The sequence below is a fragment of the Pseudomonas sp. SDT291_1_S447 genome (genome assembly GCF_054070155.1).
In genome coordinates this window covers 1-18,787 of sequence record NZ_JBSVXS010000105.1, presented here as the reverse complement: position 1 = coordinate 18,787, position 18,787 = coordinate 1, and the positions used below count along the sequence as shown (strand labels likewise).

Genomic DNA, 18,787 nt, shown 5'->3' with positions numbered 1-18,787 from the left:
CTATCAATCAATTAATTTGTCGTATGACACACCGCTATCGCGAGCAGGCTCACTCCTACAATGATTTGTGGCGGATTCGAAATCCGTTCAAAAACGACCTCCACCTGTACTGAAAGCGCTACAGCGGAACGATATCGATACAGCCTCTTCTGATCACCGCTGTGCAAGGCTTTGATCCCGTTCAGCTTTTATCCTCGCCCTATGCTGTAGCGATTTCGCTACACACGATCGATCCTGCCACTTCGAACAACCGAATAAACCGTTGATTTATAACGATAAATAAACCTTGGCCGCATTCTTGCTAATCAACCCCTCATAAATAAGGGCCTTCGCGCCCGACTATTCCACCGCGTCCACCAGACGAGTCTGGCCCCTGAGGAGTTTCCATGAGCGAGTTGCGTTTTACTGAAGATCACGAATGGCTGCGCACCGAAGCTGACGGCAGCGTTACTGTCGGCATCACCGCTTTCGCGCAGAACGCCCTGGGCGACGTGGTGTTCGTGCAACTGCCTGAGCTGCAGGCTTACGAAAAAGGCGCCGAAGCCGCCACCGTGGAATCGGTAAAAGCTGCCAGCGGCGTGTACATGCCGCTCGATGGCGACGTACTGGCCGTCAACCCGGCGCTGGAAGACGCTCCGGAACTGGTCAACGAAGATCCGCTGGGCGAAGGCTGGTTCTTCCGCTTCAAACCTAGCGACGCCGCCGCTGTCGGCAAACTGCTCGACCAGGACGCGTACGACCGTCTGATCAAAGCCCAAGCCGAAGCCTGAGGAATACCGACATGACTCAAGTAAACCTTGGCACCGCCAACGAATTCATCGCCCGTCATATCGGCCCGCGCGCCGGTGACGAGCAAGCCATGCTCAACAGCCTCGGCTTCGATTCGCTCGAAGCGCTGAGCGCCAGCGTCATCCCGGAAAGCATCAAGGGCACCAGCGTGCTCGGCATGGACGACGGTTTGAGCGAAGCCGATGCACTGGCAATGATCAAATCGATCGCCGGCAAAAATCAGCTGTTCAAGACCTACATCGGCCAGGGCTACTACAACTGCCACACGCCGTCGCCAATCCTGCGCAACCTGCTGGAAAACCCGGCCTGGTACACCGCTTACACGCCGTATCAGCCAGAGATTTCCCAAGGCCGTCTTGAAGCGCTGCTGAACTTCCAGACCATGATCAGTGACCTCACCGGCCTGCCGATCGCCAACGCCTCGCTGCTCGACGAAGCCACCGCCGCTGCCGAAGCCATGACCTTCTGCAAACGCCTGAGCAAGAACAAGGGCAGCCACCAATTCTTCGCCTCGATCCACAGCCACCCACAAACCCTCGATGTGCTGCGCACCCGTGCCGAGCCGCTGGGCATTGACGTGGTCGTCGGCGACGAGCGTGAACTGACTGACGTGACGCCGTTCTTCGGCGCGCTGCTGCAATACCCGGCCGCCAACGGTGATGTGTTCGACTACCGCGAACTGACCGAACGCTTCCACGCCGCCAACGCTTTGGTCGCCGTCGCCGCTGACCTGCTGGCCCTGACCCTGCTGACCGCGCCGGGCGAGTTCGGCGCTGACGTCGCCATCGGTTCGGCACAACGTTTCGGCGTGCCGCTGGGCTTCGGTGGCCCGCACGCCGCGTACTTCTCCACCAAAGATGCGTTCAAACGCGATATGCCAGGCCGTCTGGTCGGCGTGTCGGTTGACCGTTTCGGCAAACCGGCGCTGCGTCTGGCGATGCAAACCCGCGAGCAACACATCCGTCGCGAGAAGGCCACCTCGAACATCTGCACCGCGCAGGTGCTGCTGGCCAACATCGCCAGCATGTACGCCGTCTACCACGGCCCGAAAGGCCTGACCCAGATCGCCAACCGCGTACATCACCTGACCGCGATTCTGGCCAAGGGCCTGACCGCGCTGGGCGCGAAAGTCGAACAAGCCAGTTTCTTCGACACCCTGACCGTGGCCACCGGCGCACAAACCGCCGCACTGCACGACAAGGCGCACGCTGCGCAGATCAACCTGCGCGTGATCGACGCTCAGCGTCTGGGCCTGTCGGTCGATGAAACCACCACCCAGGCGGACATCGAAACCCTGTGGGGCCTGTTCGCCGACGGCAAAACCCTGCCGGACTTCGCTGCACTGGCCGCCTCGGTGCAAAGCACCATTCCAGCATCGCTGGTACGTCAGTCGCCAATCCTCAGCCACCCGGTGTTCAACCGTTATCACTCGGAAACCGAGCTGATGCGCTACCTGCGCAAACTGGCGGACAAAGACCTGGCACTGGATCGCACCATGATCCCGCTGGGTTCGTGCACCATGAAACTCAACGCCGCCAGCGAAATGATCCCGGTGACCTGGGCTGAATTCGGTGCGCTGCACCCGTTCGCCCCGGCCGCGCAAAGTGCCGGTTACCAGCAACTGACCGATGAGCTGGAAGCGATGCTCTGCGCCGCTACCGGTTACGACGCGATCTCGCTGCAACCGAACGCCGGTTCGCAAGGTGAATACGCAGGCCTGTTGGCGATTCGTGCTTATCACCAGAGCCGTGGCGATGAACGCCGCGACATCTGCCTGATCCCCTCGTCCGCCCACGGCACCAACCCGGCCACCGCCAACATGGCGGGCATGCGCGTGGTCGTGACCGCCTGCGATGCGCGCGGCAACGTCGACATCGAAGACCTGCGTGCCAAAGCCATCGAGCACCGCGAACACCTCGCCGCGCTGATGATCACTTACCCGTCGACCCACGGCGTGTTCGAAGAAGGCATCCGCGAAATCTGCGGGATCATTCATGACAACGGCGGCCAGGTGTACATCGACGGCGCCAACATGAACGCAATGGTCGGCCTCTGCGCACCGGGCAAGTTCGGCGGCGACGTCTCGCACCTGAACCTGCACAAAACCTTCTGCATCCCGCACGGCGGTGGCGGCCCGGGCGTCGGCCCGATTGGTGTCAAGTCGCACCTGACCCCGTTCCTGCCAGGCCACGGCCAGATGCAACGCAAAGAAGGCGCGGTCTGCGCGGCACCGTTCGGCAGCGCAAGTATTTTGCCGATCACCTGGATGTACATTCGCATGATGGGCGGCGCCGGTCTGAAGCGCGCTTCGCAACTGGCAATCCTCAATGCCAACTACATTTCCCGTCGCCTCGAAGAGCACTACCCAGTGCTGTACACCGGCAGCAACGGTCTGGTGGCGCACGAATGCATTCTCGATCTGCGTCCGTTGAAAGACAGCAGCGGCATCAGCGTTGATGACGTCGCCAAGCGCCTGATCGACTTCGGCTTCCACGCGCCGACCATGTCGTTCCCGGTTGCTGGCACGCTGATGATCGAGCCGACCGAAAGCGAATCCAAGGAAGAGCTCGATCGCTTCTGCGACGCCATGATCCGTATCCGCGAAGAAATCCGCGCGGTGGAAAACGGCACGCTGGACAAGGACGACAACCCGCTGAAAAACGCTCCGCACACGGCGGCGGAACTGGTTGGCGAGTGGACTCACCCGTACAGCCGCGAGCAAGCCGTTTATCCGGTTGCGTCGTTGATTGAAGGCAAATACTGGCCGCCGGTCGGTCGTGTCGACAACGTCTTCGGCGATCGCAACCTGGTGTGCGCCTGCCCGTCGATCGAAAGCTACGCTTAATGGAATGAGGGGCAGGAATACCTGCCTCTTTCTCCAGAACACCACGAATCCCTGTGGGAGCGAGCTTGCTCGCGAATGCGGTAGGTCAGCCAACATAGAGGGTGACTAACACTCCGCCTTCGCGAGAAAGCTCGCTCCCACAGGGGGGATGTAACCAGCCTGATATACCGCCAATTCCTATAACAAGAAACCGGAGAACCACTCATGTCGTTAAGCGTGTTCGACCTGTTCAAGATTGGCATCGGCCCCTCCAGTTCCCACACCGTCGGCCCGATGCGTGCTGCTGCGCGTTTCGCCGAAGGCCTGCAACGTGAAAACCTGCTGACCACCACCGCCAGCGTGCGCGTCGAACTCTACGGCTCCCTCGGCGCCACGGGTAAAGGTCACGGCAGCGACAAAGCCGTGTTGCTCGGCCTCGAAGGCGAACACCCCGACACCGTTGATACCGAAACCGTCGCCGCGCGCCTGCAAGAGATACGTGGCAACGGCCGACTGAATCTGCTCGGTGAACACAGCATTGCGTTCAACGAGAAAGAACACCTGGCGATGATCCGCAAGCCGCTGGCCTATCACCCCAACGGCATGATCTTCCGCGCCTTCGATGCGGCGGGGATTCAGATTCGCAGCCGCGAGTACTATTCGGTCGGTGGTGGATTTGTCGTCGACGAGGATGCCGCCGGAGCCGATCGCATCGTCGAAGACGCCACGCCGCTGACCTTCCCGTTCAAAAGCGCCAAGGACTTGCTCGGTCATTGCGCCACCTATGGCCTGTCGATCAGTCAGGTGATGCTGACCAACGAAGGCGCCTGGCGCCCGGAAGCGGAAACCCGCGCCGGGCTGCTGAACATCTGGCAGGTGATGCAGGATTGCGTCGCCGCCGGTTGCCGTAACGAAGGCATTTTACCGGGCGGTTTGAAGGTCAAACGTCGTGCGGCGGCGCTGCATCGGCAACTGTGCAAGAACCCGGAATCGGCGTTGCGCGATCCGTTGTCAGTGCTCGACTGGGTCAATCTCTACGCACTCGCGGTCAACGAAGAAAACGCCAATGGCGGCCGCGTGGTCACCGCCCCCACCAACGGCGCGGCGGGGATCATTCCGGCGGTGCTGCATTACTACATGCGCTTTATCCCCGGCGCGAATGACGACGGCGTCGTGCGCTTTCTGCTGACCGCGGCGGCCATCGGCATTCTCTACAAGGAAAATGCCTCGATCTCCGGCGCCGAAGTCGGGTGTCAGGGTGAAGTCGGCGTGGCCTGTTCGATGGCGGCCGGGGCGTTGTGCGAAGTGCTTGGTGGCAGCGTTCAGCAAGTCGAGAACGCTGCGGAAATCGGCATGGAGCACAACCTCGGCCTGACCTGCGACCCAATTGGCGGGCTGGTGCAGGTGCCGTGTATCGAACGCAATGCGATGGGCTCGGTGAAAGCCATCAACGCGGTGCGCATGGCCATGCGTGGCGACGGTCAGCATTTCGTCTCCCTCGACAAGGTCATCCGCACCATGCGCCAGACCGGCGCCGACATGAAAAGCAAATACAAAGAGACCGCCCGCGGCGGTCTGGCGGTCAACATCATCGAATGCTGAGCCTTATTCAACTCGGCCTCCCTCAGGGAGACGATCGTACTTAGCCCCCTCTCCCCCCGGGAGAGAAACGTAACTAGCTCCCTCTCCCTCCGGGAGAGGGCTGGGGTGAGGGGCCTTTGATCTTGATCTAGCCCCGACCCTCGAACCACATTTTCAAGGAGCCACGCATGTCCACCGAACAACTGTCGAAAACCCCGCTGCACGCTCTGCACATCGAACTCGGCGCTCGCATGGTGCCGTTCGCCGGCTACGACATGCCAGTGCAATACCCGCTCGGCGTGATGAAAGAACACCAGCACACCCGTGAACAGGCCGGGCTGTTCGACGTCTCGCACATGGGTCAGATCCGCCTGACCGGCGCCAATGCCGCCAAAGCCCTGGAAACCCTGGTGCCGGTAGACATCATCGATCTGCCGGTGGGCATGCAGCGTTACGCGATGTTCACCAACGAGACCGGCGGCATCCTCGATGACCTGATGGTTGCCAACCTCGGCAACGACGAACTGTTCCTGGTGGTCAACGCCGCGTGCAAGGATCAGGACCTGGCTCACCTGCAAAAACACATCGGCGCTCAGTGCACCATTACGGCGCTGTTCGAAGAGCGCGCACTGCTGGCATTGCAGGGTCCGGCGGCCGTTACGGTGCTGGCGCGACTGGCGCCTTCCGTTGAAAAAATGACTTTTATGCAGTTCGCCCGTGTGAATCTGTTGGGCGTCGAATGCTTTGTCAGCCGTTCGGGCTACACCGGTGAAGACGGTTTCGAAATCTCGGTACCGGCCGCCGATGCGGAAAAACTCGCGCGCGCCCTGCTCGCTGAACCGGAAGTCCAGGCCATCGGCCTCGGCGCCCGCGATTCGCTGCGCCTGGAAGCCGGCCTGTGCCTCTACGGTCACGACATGAACACCGAGACCACGCCGATCGAAGCGAGCCTGTTATGGGCGATCTCCAAGCCACGTCGCGCTGATGGCGCGCGGGCCGGCGGTTTCCCGGGCGCGGAGAACGTTTTCGCTCAGCAACAAAATGGCGTGGCACGCAAACGCGTCGGTCTGCTGCCGCAGGAGCGCACACCCGTGCGTGAAGGCGCAGAAATCGTCAACGAAGCCGGCGAAATCATCGGCAGCGTGTGCAGCGGCGGTTTCGGTCCGACCTTGGGTGGGCCACTGGCGATGGGTTACCTCGACAGCGCTTATGTCACCCTCAACACCACCGTTTGGGCAATCGTACGTGGGAAAAAGGTGCCAATGCTTGTAAGCAAAATGCCATTTGTTCCACAACGCTACTATCGCGGTTGATTGACTGTTTCTATAAGTAACGCGATTGCGTAATGCGTGCACTAATGTGTCACGCAATCGCCACAAAAAAGTGCATTTTCTAACAATCGATTCGAATATGAACTTTGCTTATAACGTTCGAAAACAATTGAACAAGCGAATCGTCTAAGGCTGCACTAGTGAAAGGATTAACTTGCTCAAGCTCAGTAAAACCGGGGGCTTCGCAGGGCTTGTTTTTTCTCCCGTAGTTGGCGTAGAGTTTCTCCACTGTGTTTGCATGGGTCAGCTTGGAATCGTGACCTGGGCAGTAGCCTACAAGTTAGCTACATCCCGTTCGACGTCTTCTTACTCTCCTGCAACCAGCCCCAGTACTCTTTCATGAGAAAGAGACTGTCATCAATTTTTGCGTCAAAGGAAATAAGAAATGTCCACACGTCAGAGCGGTACCGTCAAGTGGTTTAACGACGAGAAAGGTTTTGGTTTTATCACTCCAGAAAGCGGTCCGGATCTGTTCGTGCATTTCCGCGCCATTCAGGGCAACGGCTTCAAAAGCCTGAAAGAAGGCCAGAAAGTGACTTTCGTTGCTGTGCAAGGCCAGAAAGGCATGCAGGCTGACGAAGTACAAGCAGAAGCCTGATTTCTGTTACGAAAAAGCCCCTGATATTGATATCAGGGGCTTTTTTGTGCGCGCGAATCCGTAAAATGGCGCTTCATTCTGCGTCCAGAGGCTGCCATGTCGAAAAACCTGCTCACGCCCCAAGGGGAGTTCCCTCCGGTAGGCCTTGGCCGTCGTCTGGCTGCAATGTTCTACGACTTTCTGCTGTGCACCGCTCTCCTGATCGTCACCGGATTCATTTACAAGTTGATCCAGGCAGCGATCATTGGCGAAGAGCGCCTGCGGGTGATGACCGATGCCGGGCAACTGGACGGTGATCCCTTGTACTCCACCGTGCTGGTGTTGGTGCTGTTCGGATTCTTCGCCAAGTTCTGGACCCATGGCGGGCAGACACTGGGCATGCAGGTGTGGGGCATTCGCGTACAGAACGCCAATGGCACGGCAATCAGCCTGTGGCAGGCGCTGTTGCGGTTTATGGTGTCGATTGCGTCCTGGGCGTGCGCAGGGCTGGGATTCTTCTGGTCGCTGTATGACAAGCAGAAGCGCACGTGGCATGACATCTACTCCGATACCCGCCTCGTCCGGGTCCCGAAGAAGACCAAATAATTTCCAGACGCCAAAAACCACTGTAGGAGTAAGCCTGCTCGCGATAGCGGTGTATCAGTCAACATAATTGTTATCTGACACACCGCTATCGCGAGCAGGCTCACTCCTACAGGTTTATTTGTTGCCTGAAAGACCTTAGGCGTTACCGGCCAGCTTCATACGTGCGGCCTGGGTGAAATCCAGCATCCGCTTGAGCGGCCGGATCGCCTGCGGAATCAACGCCGGATCAACAAAGATCTCGTTCGTCCCCTCCTTCAAGCTCTTCAGCGTGCGCTCGAGGGTGTTCATGGCCATCCACGGGCAATGTGCGCAACTGCGGCAGGCTGCGCCGTTACCGGCGGTTGGCGCTTCGATAAAGACCTTGTCCGGGCACAACTGCTGCATCTTGTAGAAGATGCCACGGTCGGTCGCAACGATCAGCGTCTTGTTCGGCAGGCTCTGCGCGGCAGCGATCAACTGGCTGGTGGAACCGACGGCGTCCGCCAGTTCGATCACCGACGTTGGCGACTCCGGGTGCACCAGAATCGCAGCGTCCGGGTACAACGCTTTCATGTCTTCGAGCTGCTTGGACTTGAACTCTTCGTGAACGATGCAGGCACCGTCCCACAGCAGCATGTCGGCGCCGGTCTTGCGCTGAATGTACGTGCCGAGGTGCTTGTCCGGGCCCCAAATGATCGTCTCGCCGTTGTCCATCAGGCTTTCGACGATTTCCAGTGCGCAACTGGATGTCACTACCCAATCAGCCCGAGCCTTCACAGCAGCTGAAGTGTTGGCGTAAACCACCACCGTACGCTCCGGGTGCTGATCACAGAACGCCGAGAACTCGTCGACCGGGCAACCCAGGTCCAGCGAGCAAGTCGCGTCCAGCGTCGGCATCAGCACGCGTTTTTCCGGGTTGAGAATCTTCGCAGTCTCGCCCATGAACTTCACGCCGGCGACCACCACGGTCTTCGCCGGGTGGGCGTTGCCGAAGCGGGCCATTTCCAGCGAGTCAGAGACACAGCCACCGGTTTCTTCGGCCAGAGCCTGAATCACCGGGTCGCAATAAAAGTGGGCCACCAGCACCGCGTCCTGAGCCTTGAGCTCGGCGGCGATGGCAGAACGGTAATAAGCCTCTTCCTCAGCGGTCAGCGGTTTGGGCTGTTTGGCATCGAGGTGAGCTTGAACCAGAAGGCGTTCGGAAATCTGCGTCATGTTCGCAAGACCTGCAGGCGCTTTCGCGCGAAAGTCGAGTATACACCCGGCTCCGGACCGCTTGAGGGTACCGCCGGGAGAGTGAGTATTATCAGGCACGGACAGCATTGAAGCTGCGCAAGGCTACAGAATATCCCGTTGATACAAAAGATGATTCTGACCTGCGTCAGCGCTGCGGGTAGTGAAATAACGCGGAGCGAAATTACAGGCAAAAAAAAACCCGGAAATCCTCACTTTCGTGGGCCTTCCGGATTTTCTAAACCGCCAAATATGGTGGGTCGTGTGGGATTCGAACCTACGACCAATTGGTTAAAAGCCAACTGCTCTACCAACTGAGCTAACGACCCGCTGTGTGGTGGCGCGTATAATACTGATTTTTAAGGACTATTCAACACCTTTTTGAAAATAATCAAAAATAAGGTGTTGGGTCGTCCACACCAGCTGCCGCGAAGCCTTCTGCACGCAGGCGGCAGCTGTCGCATTTACCGCACGCGCGGCCTTCATCGTCGGCCTGATAGCAGGAAACGGTGAGGCCATAATCAACGCCGAGCTTAACGCCCGCCTCGACGATCTGTGCCTTGCTCAGGCTCTGCAACGGCGCCTGAATGCGGAAGCCATTGCCTTCCACGCCAGCCTTGGTCGCCAGATTGGCCATGCGCTCGAACGACTCGATGAACTCCGGACGGCAATCCGGATAGCCCGAGTAATCCACCGCATTAACACCAATGAAGATATCGCGGGCGCCGAGCACTTCCGCCCAACCCAATGCCAGCGACAAGAACACCGTGTTACGCGCCGGCACGTACGTCACCGGAATGCCTTCGCCCAACTCTTCGGGGATGTCGATGCTGGTGTCGGTCAGTGCCGAGCCGCCCATACCATTCAGGTTGAGGCCAATCACCTTGTGCTCGACCACGCCCAAGTCGCGGGCGACGCGGGCAGCGGCGTGCAGTTCGGCGTGGGAGCGCTGGCCGTAGTCGAAGCTCATGGTGTAGCAGCGGTAGCCTTCGGCGCGTGCCATGGCCACGACGGTCGCCGAATCGAGGCCGCCGGACAGCAGGATAACGGCGCGCTTTTCATTAGTCTTCAGTTGTTCAGTCATCTCAGCGCCCCGGCTCGTCGTTCCACAGATATTTATGCAACTGCAATTGCAAGCGCACCGGCAGGTTGTCCGCCACCACCCAGTCCGCCAGATCCCGAGCATTGAGGTCATGGTGACTTGGGGAAAACAGCACTTCACCGGCACGCCGATCGAGACCGTACTGAATCAGTTTGGAGACGGCCCAGTCATAGTCGTCCCGCGAGCAGATAACAAACTTCACCTGATCGTTGGGCGTCAGCAGTTCGATGTTTTCGTAACGGTTGCGATGGGCTTCTTTCGAATCCGGCGTCTTCAGGTCGACAACGCGACTGACGCGCGGATCGACAGCCGAAATGTCGAGTGCGCCACTGGTTTCCAGCGAAACCTCGTAACCGGCATCACATAACTGCTTGAGCAAAGGAATGGCATTCGGCTGCGCCAGCGGTTCACCACCGGTGACACAGACGTAGCGCGGACGAAATCCGGCCACTTGCTCGAGGATATCGTCGAGGGTGCGCACAGTGCCGCCACTGAACGCGTAGGCGCTGTCGCAGTATTGGCAACGCAGTGGGCAACCGGTCAGGCGCACAAAAACCGTGGGCAGCCCGGCAGTCCGCGTTTCCCCCTGCAACGAGTAGAAAACTTCGGTGATTCTCAATGTGTCTTGCATAGTCGCCACGGGCGTAACAGCTAAACAGGCTGTCCGCCTCCGTCAGGCACTTCAGGCAATCCCGCCAACGCGTAGACCGCAAGAAGCGTGTTTCAGAAAAAGGGCGTGAATTCTAACGAAAAAACCCGCGACAAGCGCGGGTTTCTTCCAAACGGGTCAAGCGTGCTTACATGCGTTGCAGATCGCGTTGAGCCAACTGAGCAGCGGAGGTACCCGGATATTGGGCCACCACCTGCTGCAGAATGCCTTTGACCTTGTCGGTATGACCGAGGCGGCGTTCTACATCAGCCAGCTTGTACAGCGAGTCCGGCACTTTGGCGTGCTTGGGATACAGCTGCGAAACCTTGGCGAAAGCCTGACCTGCACCTTGCAGATCGCCTTTGGCCAGATTGACTTCGCCCAACCAGTACTGGGCGTTGCCCGCGTATTGGCTGTTCGGGTATTTGCGCAGGAAAGCGGCAAAAGCCTGGCTGGCCTTGTCGAAATCCTTGGCTTTGATCAGGTCGAAAGCGGCATCGTAATACAGCTTTTCCTTGGCCGGATCACCCGGTTCGCTGCTTGCAGCAGGTGCCTGGGCAGCAGCCCCGGCGCCAGCGGCAGCACCGGCAGCAGCACTTGCATCGCCACCGGCAGAAGAATTCTCAGGAGTCGCGGCAGGTGCAACGCCGGATCCTATGCGCCGATCAAGATCCTGGTATCGCTCCAGGGATTCCTGCTTCATGCGCGCAACCTGATTCTGCAGTTCTTCAATCACACCTTGCTGGCGCGATATCTGATCCTGCATTTGTTGCAGTTGGTTGAACAGCATGCCTTGTGCCGAGGCAGGGGCCGAAGCCGCTCCCCCGGCATAGGCGCCGTTCGTACCGTAACCTGCAGGCGGATAACTGCTCCCGCTATTGTTATAACCGGAGTTGTCATCGACCACAGGAACCGCAGCCCACGCCGCAAGCGGCGCGAGGCTGAGAGCCAGAACAGTTACAGCACGACGGCACGTTCGCATATCGAATTACTTACGCAGTTCGACGCGACGGTTTTGAGCCCAGGACTGCTCGTCGTTGCCGGTAGCAACTGGACGCTCTTCGCCGTAGGAAACCAGTTCCAGCTGAGCTGGGGAAACACCTTGCAGTACCAAGTAGCGCTGAACGGCTTTCGCACGACGCTCGCCCAGTGCCATGTTGTACTCACGAGTACCACGTTCGTCGGTGTTGCCTTCCAGAACAACGCGAGCGCCGTTTGCTTTCAGGTCTTTGGCGTGAACGTCCAGAGCGCGCATGGCTTCTGGCTTCAGGTCCGAGCTGTCGTATTCGAAGTAGAAGGTGGTGATTGCGCGCAGAGCAGCTTCTTCGCTCAGGGAACCGTCAACGGCACCAGTGTTTGCGCCGTAACCAGCGTTTGGATCAACAGCGCCTTCACCGGCGTTGTCGCCGCCTTTGGACGAGCAACCTACAGCTACAGCCATGGCCAGAGCCAGCGCAGCAAATTTACCAAACTTCAGCATTTCCATCGTGAAACTCCTAATGAACCCCAGTGTGTTAAGTAAAACGTGTAGCGCCCGCTCACTTCAGGTAAGGGGACCAGGACGGTTCTCTGACTTCGCCTTGAGCGGTAGGAAGCGGGAGCCTAACGCGTCCATTAATGGACACGAGCATCAAGACTCCCCGGCCCTGTTGGCGGGTGGCGTAGATTACCATGGTGCCGTTGGGCGCAACAGTAGGTGACTCGTCCAGAGTGCTATCAGTGAGGATCTTTACACTCCCTCGCTGCAGATCCTGAGCTGCCACCTTGAAATTGGTGAAGCCATCCTGACGATGGATCATCACCAAAGTCTTTTCATCTGCCGAAAGTTTCGGGTTGGCGTTGTAGTTACCTACAAACGTCACACGCTCGGCACCACCGCCACTGGCGCTGGTTTTATAGATCTGAGGCTTGCCGCCGCGGTCCGAGGTGAAGTAGATGGTCGAACCATCCTTGCCCCAGTACGGTTCGGTGTTAATGCCAGGACCTGCGGTCACACGGGTGATCTGGCGCGAAGCCAGGTTCATCACGTAGATGTCCGGGTTACCGTCCTTCGACAATACAAAGGCCAGGCGATCGCCGTTCGGCGACCAGGCTGGCGCGCCGTTCAGACCTTCGAAGTTGGTGATCTGCTCACGGCGACCGGTGTCGATGTTCTGCATGAAGATGCGTGGACGCTTCTGCTCGAACGATACGTACGCGATGCGCTTGCCATCCGGTGCGAAACGCGGCGACAGGATCGGCTCGCGCGATTGCAGCAGAGTCACGGCGCGGGCACCGTCATAGTCAGAACGTTGCAGGGTGTAACGCGTGTTCTTCTCGGAGAAACGTTCGGCTGTTACGTACAGCAGACGCGTCGAGAACGCGCCTTCGATACCGGTCAGCTTCTGGAAAGACTGGTCAGAGATGAAGTGCGCCATGTCGCGCAGTTGCTCGGTGGTGCCGGAAACACTGCCGTCTGCCACTTTCTGCTCGGTGGCCACGTTGAACAGTGCCCACTGCACCTGCAGGCGACCGCCGGCTGGGGCAATGCTGCCAACCATCATGTATTGAGCACCCACCGCCTTCCAGTCACGGAAGATGATTTCGCTCGGCTGGCTTGGCTGGCTGATCATGTTTTGCTTTGGAATCGGCGAGTAGTAGCCCGAGTTACGCAAATCGTTACCAATGATTTCTGCCATGTCGTCCGGCAGCACGGCACCGCCCTGCATGCCGAACGGTACAACGGCGATCGGGGTAGCCCGATCGCTGCCGCTGGTAACCAGAATGTTCTTTTCATCTGCCATCGCGATCCCTGCCATGCAGCAGATCACGACCAGCATTCCTCGAAGAAGGTTTCTCACAAGGCTAGATCCTCAGGTGTGAATGTCATCTTGAATGAACGATACGGAGCGAAATCGCTCGGCTTCATTCCCTGCATTTCTGTCAAACGTCCAATATTCTTCACTGCCGCGACTGCCGAAGCATCAAACGGACCGTCGCCACTGGACTTGGCCACGCTGACCGAAGTCACCGTACCGTCCGGCAACATGCCGATTTGCAGCACGACCGTCATGCCTTTGCGTGCCGAAGGAGGACGAGCCCAACCTTCTGCCGCTCGCGCACGAATCAGGTCATCGAAACTGCCCGCGACTTCGTCACCCTGCTCATCGGCCAAGGCCTGCTGACGCTGCGGCGTGTCGGAAAGCAAATCGGCCAAGGCCTGAGCCTTTTTGTCTTCGGTCGATTTACGTGCCGCATCCTGCGCTTTCTTCTTCGCAGCATCGGCAGCAGCTTTCTTCTTCGCTTCGTCGGCGATTTTCTTCTTCGCCTCTTCAGCTTCAGCTTTCTTCTTGGCGTCTTCGGCGGCTTTCTTCTTCGCGTCTTCGACGATCTTCTTCTTGGCTTCTTCAGCAGCGGCTTTCTTGGCCTCTTCTTCAGCAGCCTTTTTCGCTTCTTCTTCAGATTTCTTCTTGGCTATATCAGCCAATTGTTTCTCTTCAGCCTTCTTGGCTTCGGCGGTCTTCTTGGCTTCGTCGGCTTTTTTGGCTTCGTCAGCCTTTTTCGCCTCGTCTGCTTTCTTCGACTCGTCGGCCTTCTTGGCTTCCTCGGCTTTTTGAGCCGCTTCTTCTTTCTTTTGTTCCGCAGCGGCCTTGATCTCTTCCTGCTCGACCTTCTTCTGCTCCATCTGCTCGACTTCGGTCTGGCGCGCGGCGGATTTCTTCGCCTCACCCGCAATCTTCTGATTGGTCTGGGTGGTTGCCTGACTTTTCGATTTCAGCTGGTAGAGGGTCGCCTGGACAATCGGTTTGGCCGGCGGCAGCTCTGGTGTAAAGGCAAAACTGACGAACAGCATGCCGAACACCAGCACGTGCAGGACAATTGCCAGAACACTAGGCCAGAAGTAGCTTTCCGAGGCGGACGGCTCTCGCTGTTGCTGCATCAGGGGGCCTCGGTAATCAAACCAACATTACCGACCCCGGCTTTCTGCAACCCGCCCATGGCGCCCATGACGGAACCATAGTCGACGGTCTTGTCACCGCGGATGAAGACCTGGGTACGCTTGCCGCCTTCAGTGCCGGCACGAATGATCTTGGTCACCGCGTCGGTCATTTGCGGCAGGGTCATGGCCCTGTCCTGTTGCTTCTCGGTATCGACTTCGCTGCCAAGGTTCCAGTAGTAGGTCTTGTCAGCCTTGATCGAAATGGTCAGGACCTGAGTGTTGTTGTCCTGCGGCAAGGCTTCGCTGGAAACCTTGGGCAGATCAACTTTCACGCCCTGATTGAGCATCGGCGCGGTCACCATGAAGATGACCAGCAGCACCAACATCACGTCGATGTAAGGCACCACGTTCATCTCGGCGACCGGCTTGCGCTTTTTGCGAGCTCGAGCGATTAAAGCCATTGGAAATTACCTGCTTATTCTTCGCTGGTGTGCACTTTGCGGTGCAGGATCGCCTGGAATTCATCGGCGAAGGTGTAGTAGCGGCCCAGCAAGGTTTCGCTGCGAGCGGCGAAACGGTTGTAAGCGATAACCGCAGGGATCGCCGCGAACAGACCGATCGCAGTGGCGATCAGGGCTTCGGCAATACCCGGGGCCACAGTGGCCAGGGTTGCTTGCTGGGCGCTGGCCAGACCGCGGAAGGAGTTCATGATGCCCCACACCGTACCGAACAGACCGATGTATGGGCTGACCGAACCGACGGTGGCGAGGAACGGCAGGCTTTGCTCCAGTTTCTCTTCTTCGCGGGAAATGGCTACGCGCATAGCACGGGCCACGCCTTCCATGACCGCTTCAGGGTCGACACCTGGCTGCTGACGCAGACGGGAGAACTCTTTGAAGCCAGCGCGGAAGATCTGCTCCACACCCGAATCCGGATCAGGGTTGCTGCCGGCCTGACGGTACAGTTTGGACAGATCGATACCCGACCAGAAGCGCTCTTCGAAGCTCTCCAGGGCGCGTCGACCGGCGCGCAGCAGATTGCTGCGCTGAAAGATCATGATCCATGAGGTCACCGATGCGGCCACCAGGGTCAACATTACCAACTGCACCACGATGCTGGCATTGCTGACCAGGCTCCACATGGAGGAATGGTCGACGACGTTAGCTTCCACGCTTTATCTCCTGCTTTGAGTGTGTACCCGGGCCGACCGCGTCGGCGAAGGCCGCACGCAAGTCTTCGGGAAGGGCCCGGGGTTTCAAACTGTTAGTGCGCACACAGGCCACCAAAAACTGCCCTTCACAGAGCAGCACATTATCCGTCGCCCGCCTGACCTGCTGTTTAAAGCGCAGGCTGACCCGGTTCAATTCGATTACATCAGCGCTTACCAGCAGTTCGTCGTCCAGTCGCGCCGGCGCGTGATAGCGCGCTTCGCTGGAGTGCACGACAAACAACAGGTCCTCCCCGGCAAGCGCAGATTGGGCAAAGCCCAGCTCGCGAAGCCGCTCGGTTCGAGCCCGTTCCATAAACTTGAGGTAATTAACGTAATACACGATGCCGCCCGCATCGGTGTCCTCGTAATAAACGCGACAACGATGTGCGAACGGCTCAAGCCCGTTTTGCGCGCGCATACTCTAGTGCTTACTCCTCAGGTTGCCAATCCGGCCAGGCAACTGTTTTTCATGGTTTCAGAGCTTTACCGCAAAAGTACCGTCCTATGACCGTACAAACCCTGAATAAATCGACAAAAAATGTGTATCAATCGTCCACGGCATCGAGAAACTCGTCTGCAACGGGCATTTCACCCATTCGTGACGGGATGTTTAAACCGAAGTGCAGGTACGCGTGGCGCGTCACCACCCTGCCCCGTGGCGTGCGCATGATGTAACCCTGCTGGATCAGATACGGTTCCAGCACATCCTCAATGGTGTGACGTTCTTCACTGATCGCAGCGGCGAGGCTGTCGATACCGACCGGGCCGCCATCGAACTTCTCGATCATGGTCAGCAGCAGACGCCGGTCCTGATGATCGAAACCATGTTCGTCGACATCCAGCAGGTTCAGCGCCAGATCCGCCACCGCTTTGGTGATATGGCCCTTGGCGCGAACTTCGGCGAAGTCACGCACCCGGCGCAGCAAACGGTTGGCGATTCGCGGCGTGCCACGGGCGCGACGAGCGATCTCGAAAGAACCTTCCGGATCCAGCGGCAGACCGAGAATGGCCGCCGAACGACTGACAATCGTCGCCAGATCAGCCGTGCTGTAGAACTCAAGACGCTGGACGATACCGAAGCGGTCACGCAAAGGATTGGTCAGCATGCCGGCGCGAGTGGTTGCGCCCACCAAAGTGAACGGCGGCAGATCGAGTTTGATCGAACGCGCGGCCGGTCCTTCACCGATCATGATGTCGAGCTGGAAATCTTCCATCGCCGGGTACAGCACTTCCTCAACGATCGGCGACAGACGATGGATTTCGTCGATGAACAGCACGTCATGCGGCTCAAGATTGGTCAACAACGCCGCCAGATCACCCGGACGCTCAAGCACCGGCCCGGAAGTACTCTTGATCGATACGCCCATTTCCTGGGCGATGATGTTGGCCAGCGTGGTCTTGCCCAGACCCGGCGGGCCGAAGATCAGCGTGTGGTCGAGGGATTCGCTACGACCACGGGCAGCCTGAATGAACAGCTCCATCTGCTCGCGCACGGTCGGCTGGCCAATATAGTCGGCCAGACTGACCGGGCGAATGGCCCGGTCCTGGACTTCTTCGCGCTCGCGCGGGCTGTGCGCGGCGGTGATCAGACGATCAGCTTCAATCACTTAAATCATTCCCTTCAGGGCGCGGCGGATCAGGTCTTCACTGCTCAAATTCTTGTCCTTGATGGCGGTAATCGCCTTGCTCGCTTCCTGCGGCTTGTAGCCCAGGGAAATCAGCGCGCTGACCGCATCGTTCTCGGCGGTATTGACCGGCGCGGGGCCGTCCGGCTGATTCGGTACCAGCGCGAACATGGTCGGCGTAGTTTCCCAAGCCTTGAAGCGGTCTTTCAGCTCGACCAGCAGACGCTCGGCAGTTTTCTTGCCGACCCCCGGCACCTTGGTCAATGCCGAGGTGTCCTGAGACTGCACGCAGCGGATCAGTTCGTCGACTTCCAGACTCGACATCAAGGCCAGGGCCAATTTTGGCCCGACACCATTGAGACGGATCAACTCGCGAAAAAAGTCTCGCTCACGCTTGCCGGCAAAACCATAGAGTAACTGCGCGTCTTCGCGTACGACCAAATGGGTGTGCAGGGTCAGCGGTTCACCGACCGACGGCAGACGATAAAGGGTGGTCATGGGCACTTCCAGCTCATACCCGAGGCCGTTTACATCCAGAATCAGGTGCGGTGGCTGTTTCTCAGCCAGGGTGCCGCGCAAGCGTCCAATCACGTTTCAGATCCTTGAGCGTTGGCCAGCCGTGGGCTGGCGACTATCGAAAGGCGAATTTCGCGCCGACGACTCAGGCGCAGGAAATCCTGCTTTCAAGAAAATTGATGCTGATGCTATCAGAGACGCAGGCGCCCGCCACGACTGCGTGCCGTTCCCAAGCCGTGTGGCAGCAGACTGGAACGTGTGTGCGCGTGGCAAATGGCAATGGCCAGGGCGTCCGAGGCATCGATCTGCGGTTTGCTGGTCAGTTTGAGCATGTGCATGACCATCATCTGCACTTGTTCTTTATTGGCGGCGCCGGTGCCGACCACCGCCTGTTTGACCTGAGTGGCCGTGTACTCGGCAATCTCCAGGCTCTCTTCAGCGCCCGCCACGATGGCGGCGCCACGAGCCTGGCCGAGCTTCAGCGCCGAATCGGCGTTTTTTGCCATGAACACCTTTTCGATGCCCATGGTCACCGGACCGTAGGTCTGGATGATTTCGCGTACGCCGCGATAGACGATTTGCAGGCGTTCGTGCAGCTCGCCCGCACCGGTACGGATGCAGCCGGAAGCCACATAGATACAGCCGCCACGCCCGGTATCGCGAACAATCCCGTAACCGGTGATGCGCGAACCGGGGTCGATACCAAGAATTAAAGTCATAACGCCTGCAGATTCGGTAAAAGCACGATTTTCAAATCAACCCATAACAAATGTGGGAGCGGGGCTGGCCTGGGAAGAGGGTTTCCTACCCGCAACCAGGTTGCCTTGAAACCCCCCCCCCCCAGCA

At 58.6% G+C, this 18,787-nt stretch carries 19 protein-coding genes and 1 tRNA gene; 6 read left to right on the top strand and 14 right to left on the bottom strand.

The window, feature by feature from the left end:
• Nucleotides 1-386 precede the first annotated feature (386 nt).
• From gcvH to ACW9IR_RS23510, 6 genes are all read left to right on the top strand, one after another.
• Nucleotides 387-770: a glycine cleavage system protein GcvH gene (gcvH, locus tag ACW9IR_RS23535; RefSeq protein WP_102900178.1), complete on the top strand. Its 384-nt coding sequence runs from the start codon at nucleotides 387-389 to the stop codon at nucleotides 768-770.
• Between the two features lie 11 nt (nucleotides 771-781).
• Nucleotides 782-3,634: an aminomethyl-transferring glycine dehydrogenase gene (gene gcvP, locus ACW9IR_RS23530; protein WP_457465232.1), complete on the top strand. Its 2,853-nt coding sequence runs from the start codon at nucleotides 782-784 to the stop codon at nucleotides 3,632-3,634.
• Nucleotides 3,635-3,838: 204 nt separating this feature from the next.
• Nucleotides 3,839-5,215 (top strand): L-serine ammonia-lyase, encoded by a 1,377-nt coding sequence (locus ACW9IR_RS23525; protein ID WP_102900176.1) that lies wholly within the window; start codon nucleotides 3,839-3,841, stop codon nucleotides 5,213-5,215.
• A gap of 167 nt (nucleotides 5,216-5,382) precedes the next feature.
• Nucleotides 5,383-6,507 carry a glycine cleavage system aminomethyltransferase GcvT gene (gene gcvT, locus ACW9IR_RS23520; RefSeq protein WP_457465231.1) on the top strand — a complete coding sequence of 375 codons (1,125 nt, stop codon included), beginning with the start codon at nucleotides 5,383-5,385 and terminating at the stop codon, nucleotides 6,505-6,507.
• Between the two features lie 403 nt (nucleotides 6,508-6,910).
• A complete protein-coding gene (locus ACW9IR_RS23515) occupies nucleotides 6,911-7,123 on the top strand; it encodes a cold-shock protein (protein ID WP_003227496.1) in 213 nt (70 codons plus the stop codon).
• Nucleotides 7,124-7,219: 96 nt separating this feature from the next.
• Complete coding sequence (locus ACW9IR_RS23510) at nucleotides 7,220-7,708, top strand: RDD family protein (RefSeq protein WP_457465230.1); 489 nt, start codon at nucleotides 7,220-7,222, stop codon at nucleotides 7,706-7,708.
• A 135-nt stretch (nucleotides 7,709-7,843) separates the two neighbouring features.
• Here the strand turns inward: ACW9IR_RS23510 and nadA are convergent, their stop codons facing one another.
• The 14 genes from nadA to ruvC all read right to left on the bottom strand — a co-directional run bounded on the left by nadA (nucleotide 7,844) and on the right by ruvC (nucleotide 18,660).
• Nucleotides 7,844-8,902: a quinolinate synthase NadA gene (gene nadA / locus ACW9IR_RS23505; RefSeq protein WP_003227499.1), complete on the bottom strand. Its 1,059-nt coding sequence runs from the start codon at nucleotides 8,900-8,902 to the stop codon at nucleotides 7,844-7,846.
• Nucleotides 8,903-9,173: 271 nt separating this feature from the next.
• Nucleotides 9,174-9,249: transfer RNA gene (locus tag ACW9IR_RS23500), tRNA-Lys, on the bottom strand.
• 62 nt (nucleotides 9,250-9,311) lie between these two features.
• Nucleotides 9,312-10,004 (bottom strand): 7-cyano-7-deazaguanine synthase QueC, encoded by a 693-nt coding sequence (gene queC / locus ACW9IR_RS23495; protein WP_457465229.1) that lies wholly within the window; start codon nucleotides 10,002-10,004, stop codon nucleotides 9,312-9,314.
• 1 nt (nucleotide 10,005) lies between these two features.
• Entirely contained in the window at nucleotides 10,006-10,653 is a 648-nt protein-coding gene (gene queE / locus ACW9IR_RS23490; protein ID WP_108183611.1) for a 7-carboxy-7-deazaguanine synthase QueE, read from the bottom strand.
• A gap of 166 nt (nucleotides 10,654-10,819) precedes the next feature.
• Nucleotides 10,820-11,653 (bottom strand): tol-pal system protein YbgF, encoded by an 834-nt coding sequence (gene ybgF / locus ACW9IR_RS23485; protein ID WP_007912724.1) that lies wholly within the window; start codon nucleotides 11,651-11,653, stop codon nucleotides 10,820-10,822.
• Nucleotides 11,654-11,659: 6 nt separating this feature from the next.
• Nucleotides 11,660-12,157: a peptidoglycan-associated lipoprotein Pal gene (pal, locus tag ACW9IR_RS23480; protein WP_003178634.1), complete on the bottom strand. Its 498-nt coding sequence runs from the start codon at nucleotides 12,155-12,157 to the stop codon at nucleotides 11,660-11,662.
• Nucleotides 12,158-12,209: 52 nt separating this feature from the next.
• Nucleotides 12,210-13,490, bottom strand: coding sequence for a Tol-Pal system beta propeller repeat protein TolB (gene tolB, locus ACW9IR_RS23475; RefSeq protein WP_016983828.1), 1,281 nt, complete (start codon nucleotides 13,488-13,490; stop codon nucleotides 12,210-12,212).
• 17 nt (nucleotides 13,491-13,507) lie between these two features.
• A complete protein-coding gene (gene tolA / locus ACW9IR_RS23470; protein ID WP_016983827.1) occupies nucleotides 13,508-14,590 on the bottom strand; it encodes a cell envelope integrity protein TolA in 1,083 nt (360 codons plus the stop codon).
• The gene (gene tolR, locus ACW9IR_RS23465; protein ID WP_161806672.1) at nucleotides 14,590-15,042 is read right to left on the bottom strand and encodes a protein TolR; all 453 of its coding nucleotides are present in this window, start codon (nucleotides 15,040-15,042) and stop codon (nucleotides 14,590-14,592) included. Before tolR ends, tolA begins: the two co-directional genes overlap by 1 nt.
• 23 nt (nucleotides 15,043-15,065) lie before the next feature.
• A complete protein-coding gene (gene tolQ / locus ACW9IR_RS23460) occupies nucleotides 15,066-15,761 on the bottom strand; it encodes a protein TolQ (protein WP_008080223.1) in 696 nt (231 codons plus the stop codon).
• Nucleotides 15,751-16,218 carry a tol-pal system-associated acyl-CoA thioesterase gene (gene ybgC, locus ACW9IR_RS23455; protein ID WP_102900172.1) on the bottom strand — a complete coding sequence of 156 codons (468 nt, stop codon included), beginning with the start codon at nucleotides 16,216-16,218 and terminating at the stop codon, nucleotides 15,751-15,753. The genes tolQ and ybgC overlap by 11 nt, the downstream gene beginning before the upstream one ends.
• 127 nt (nucleotides 16,219-16,345) lie before the next feature.
• Nucleotides 16,346-17,407 (bottom strand): Holliday junction branch migration DNA helicase RuvB, encoded by a 1,062-nt coding sequence (gene ruvB, locus ACW9IR_RS23450; RefSeq protein ID WP_007912736.1) that lies wholly within the window; start codon nucleotides 17,405-17,407, stop codon nucleotides 16,346-16,348.
• Nucleotides 17,408-18,016 carry a Holliday junction branch migration protein RuvA gene (gene ruvA, locus ACW9IR_RS23445; RefSeq protein ID WP_457465228.1) on the bottom strand — a complete coding sequence of 203 codons (609 nt, stop codon included), beginning with the start codon at nucleotides 18,014-18,016 and terminating at the stop codon, nucleotides 17,408-17,410.
• A gap of 116 nt (nucleotides 18,017-18,132) precedes the next feature.
• Complete coding sequence (gene ruvC / locus ACW9IR_RS23440) at nucleotides 18,133-18,660, bottom strand: crossover junction endodeoxyribonuclease RuvC (protein ID WP_007951206.1); 528 nt, start codon at nucleotides 18,658-18,660, stop codon at nucleotides 18,133-18,135.
• Nucleotides 18,661-18,787: the final 127 nt, after the last annotated feature.

Bases quoted from the DNA above. Each gene is read 5' to 3' on its own strand.
- gcvH (WP_102900178.1), top strand. From the start codon at position 387: ATGAGCGAGTTGCGTTTTACTGAAGATCACGAATGGCTGCGCACCGAA.
- gcvP (WP_457465232.1), top strand. From the start codon at position 782: ATGACTCAAGTAAACCTTGGCACCGCCAACGAATTCATCGCCCGTCAT.
- ACW9IR_RS23525 (WP_102900176.1), top strand. From the start codon at position 3,839: ATGTCGTTAAGCGTGTTCGACCTGTTCAAGATTGGCATCGGCCCCTCC.
- gcvT (WP_457465231.1), top strand. From the start codon at position 5,383: ATGTCCACCGAACAACTGTCGAAAACCCCGCTGCACGCTCTGCACATC.
- ACW9IR_RS23515 (WP_003227496.1), top strand. From the start codon at position 6,911: ATGTCCACACGTCAGAGCGGTACCGTCAAGTGGTTTAACGACGAGAAA.
- ACW9IR_RS23510 (WP_457465230.1), top strand. From the start codon at position 7,220: ATGTCGAAAAACCTGCTCACGCCCCAAGGGGAGTTCCCTCCGGTAGGC.
- nadA (WP_003227499.1), bottom strand. From the start codon at position 8,902: ATGACGCAGATTTCCGAACGCCTTCTGGTTCAAGCTCACCTCGATGCC.
- queC (WP_457465229.1), bottom strand. From the start codon at position 10,004: ATGACTGAACAACTGAAGACTAATGAAAAGCGCGCCGTTATCCTGCTG.
- queE (WP_108183611.1), bottom strand. From the start codon at position 10,653: ATGCAAGACACATTGAGAATCACCGAAGTTTTCTACTCGTTGCAGGGG.
- ybgF (WP_007912724.1), bottom strand. From the start codon at position 11,653: ATGCGAACGTGCCGTCGTGCTGTAACTGTTCTGGCTCTCAGCCTCGCG.
- pal (WP_003178634.1), bottom strand. From the start codon at position 12,157: ATGGAAATGCTGAAGTTTGGTAAATTTGCTGCGCTGGCTCTGGCCATG.
- tolB (WP_016983828.1), bottom strand. From the start codon at position 13,490: ATGCTGGTCGTGATCTGCTGCATGGCAGGGATCGCGATGGCAGATGAA.
- tolA (WP_016983827.1), bottom strand. From the start codon at position 14,590: ATGCAGCAACAGCGAGAGCCGTCCGCCTCGGAAAGCTACTTCTGGCCT.
- ybgC (WP_102900172.1), bottom strand. From the start codon at position 16,218: ATGCGCGCGCAAAACGGGCTTGAGCCGTTCGCACATCGTTGTCGCGTT.
- ruvC (WP_007951206.1), bottom strand. From the start codon at position 18,660: ATGACTTTAATTCTTGGTATCGACCCCGGTTCGCGCATCACCGGTTAC.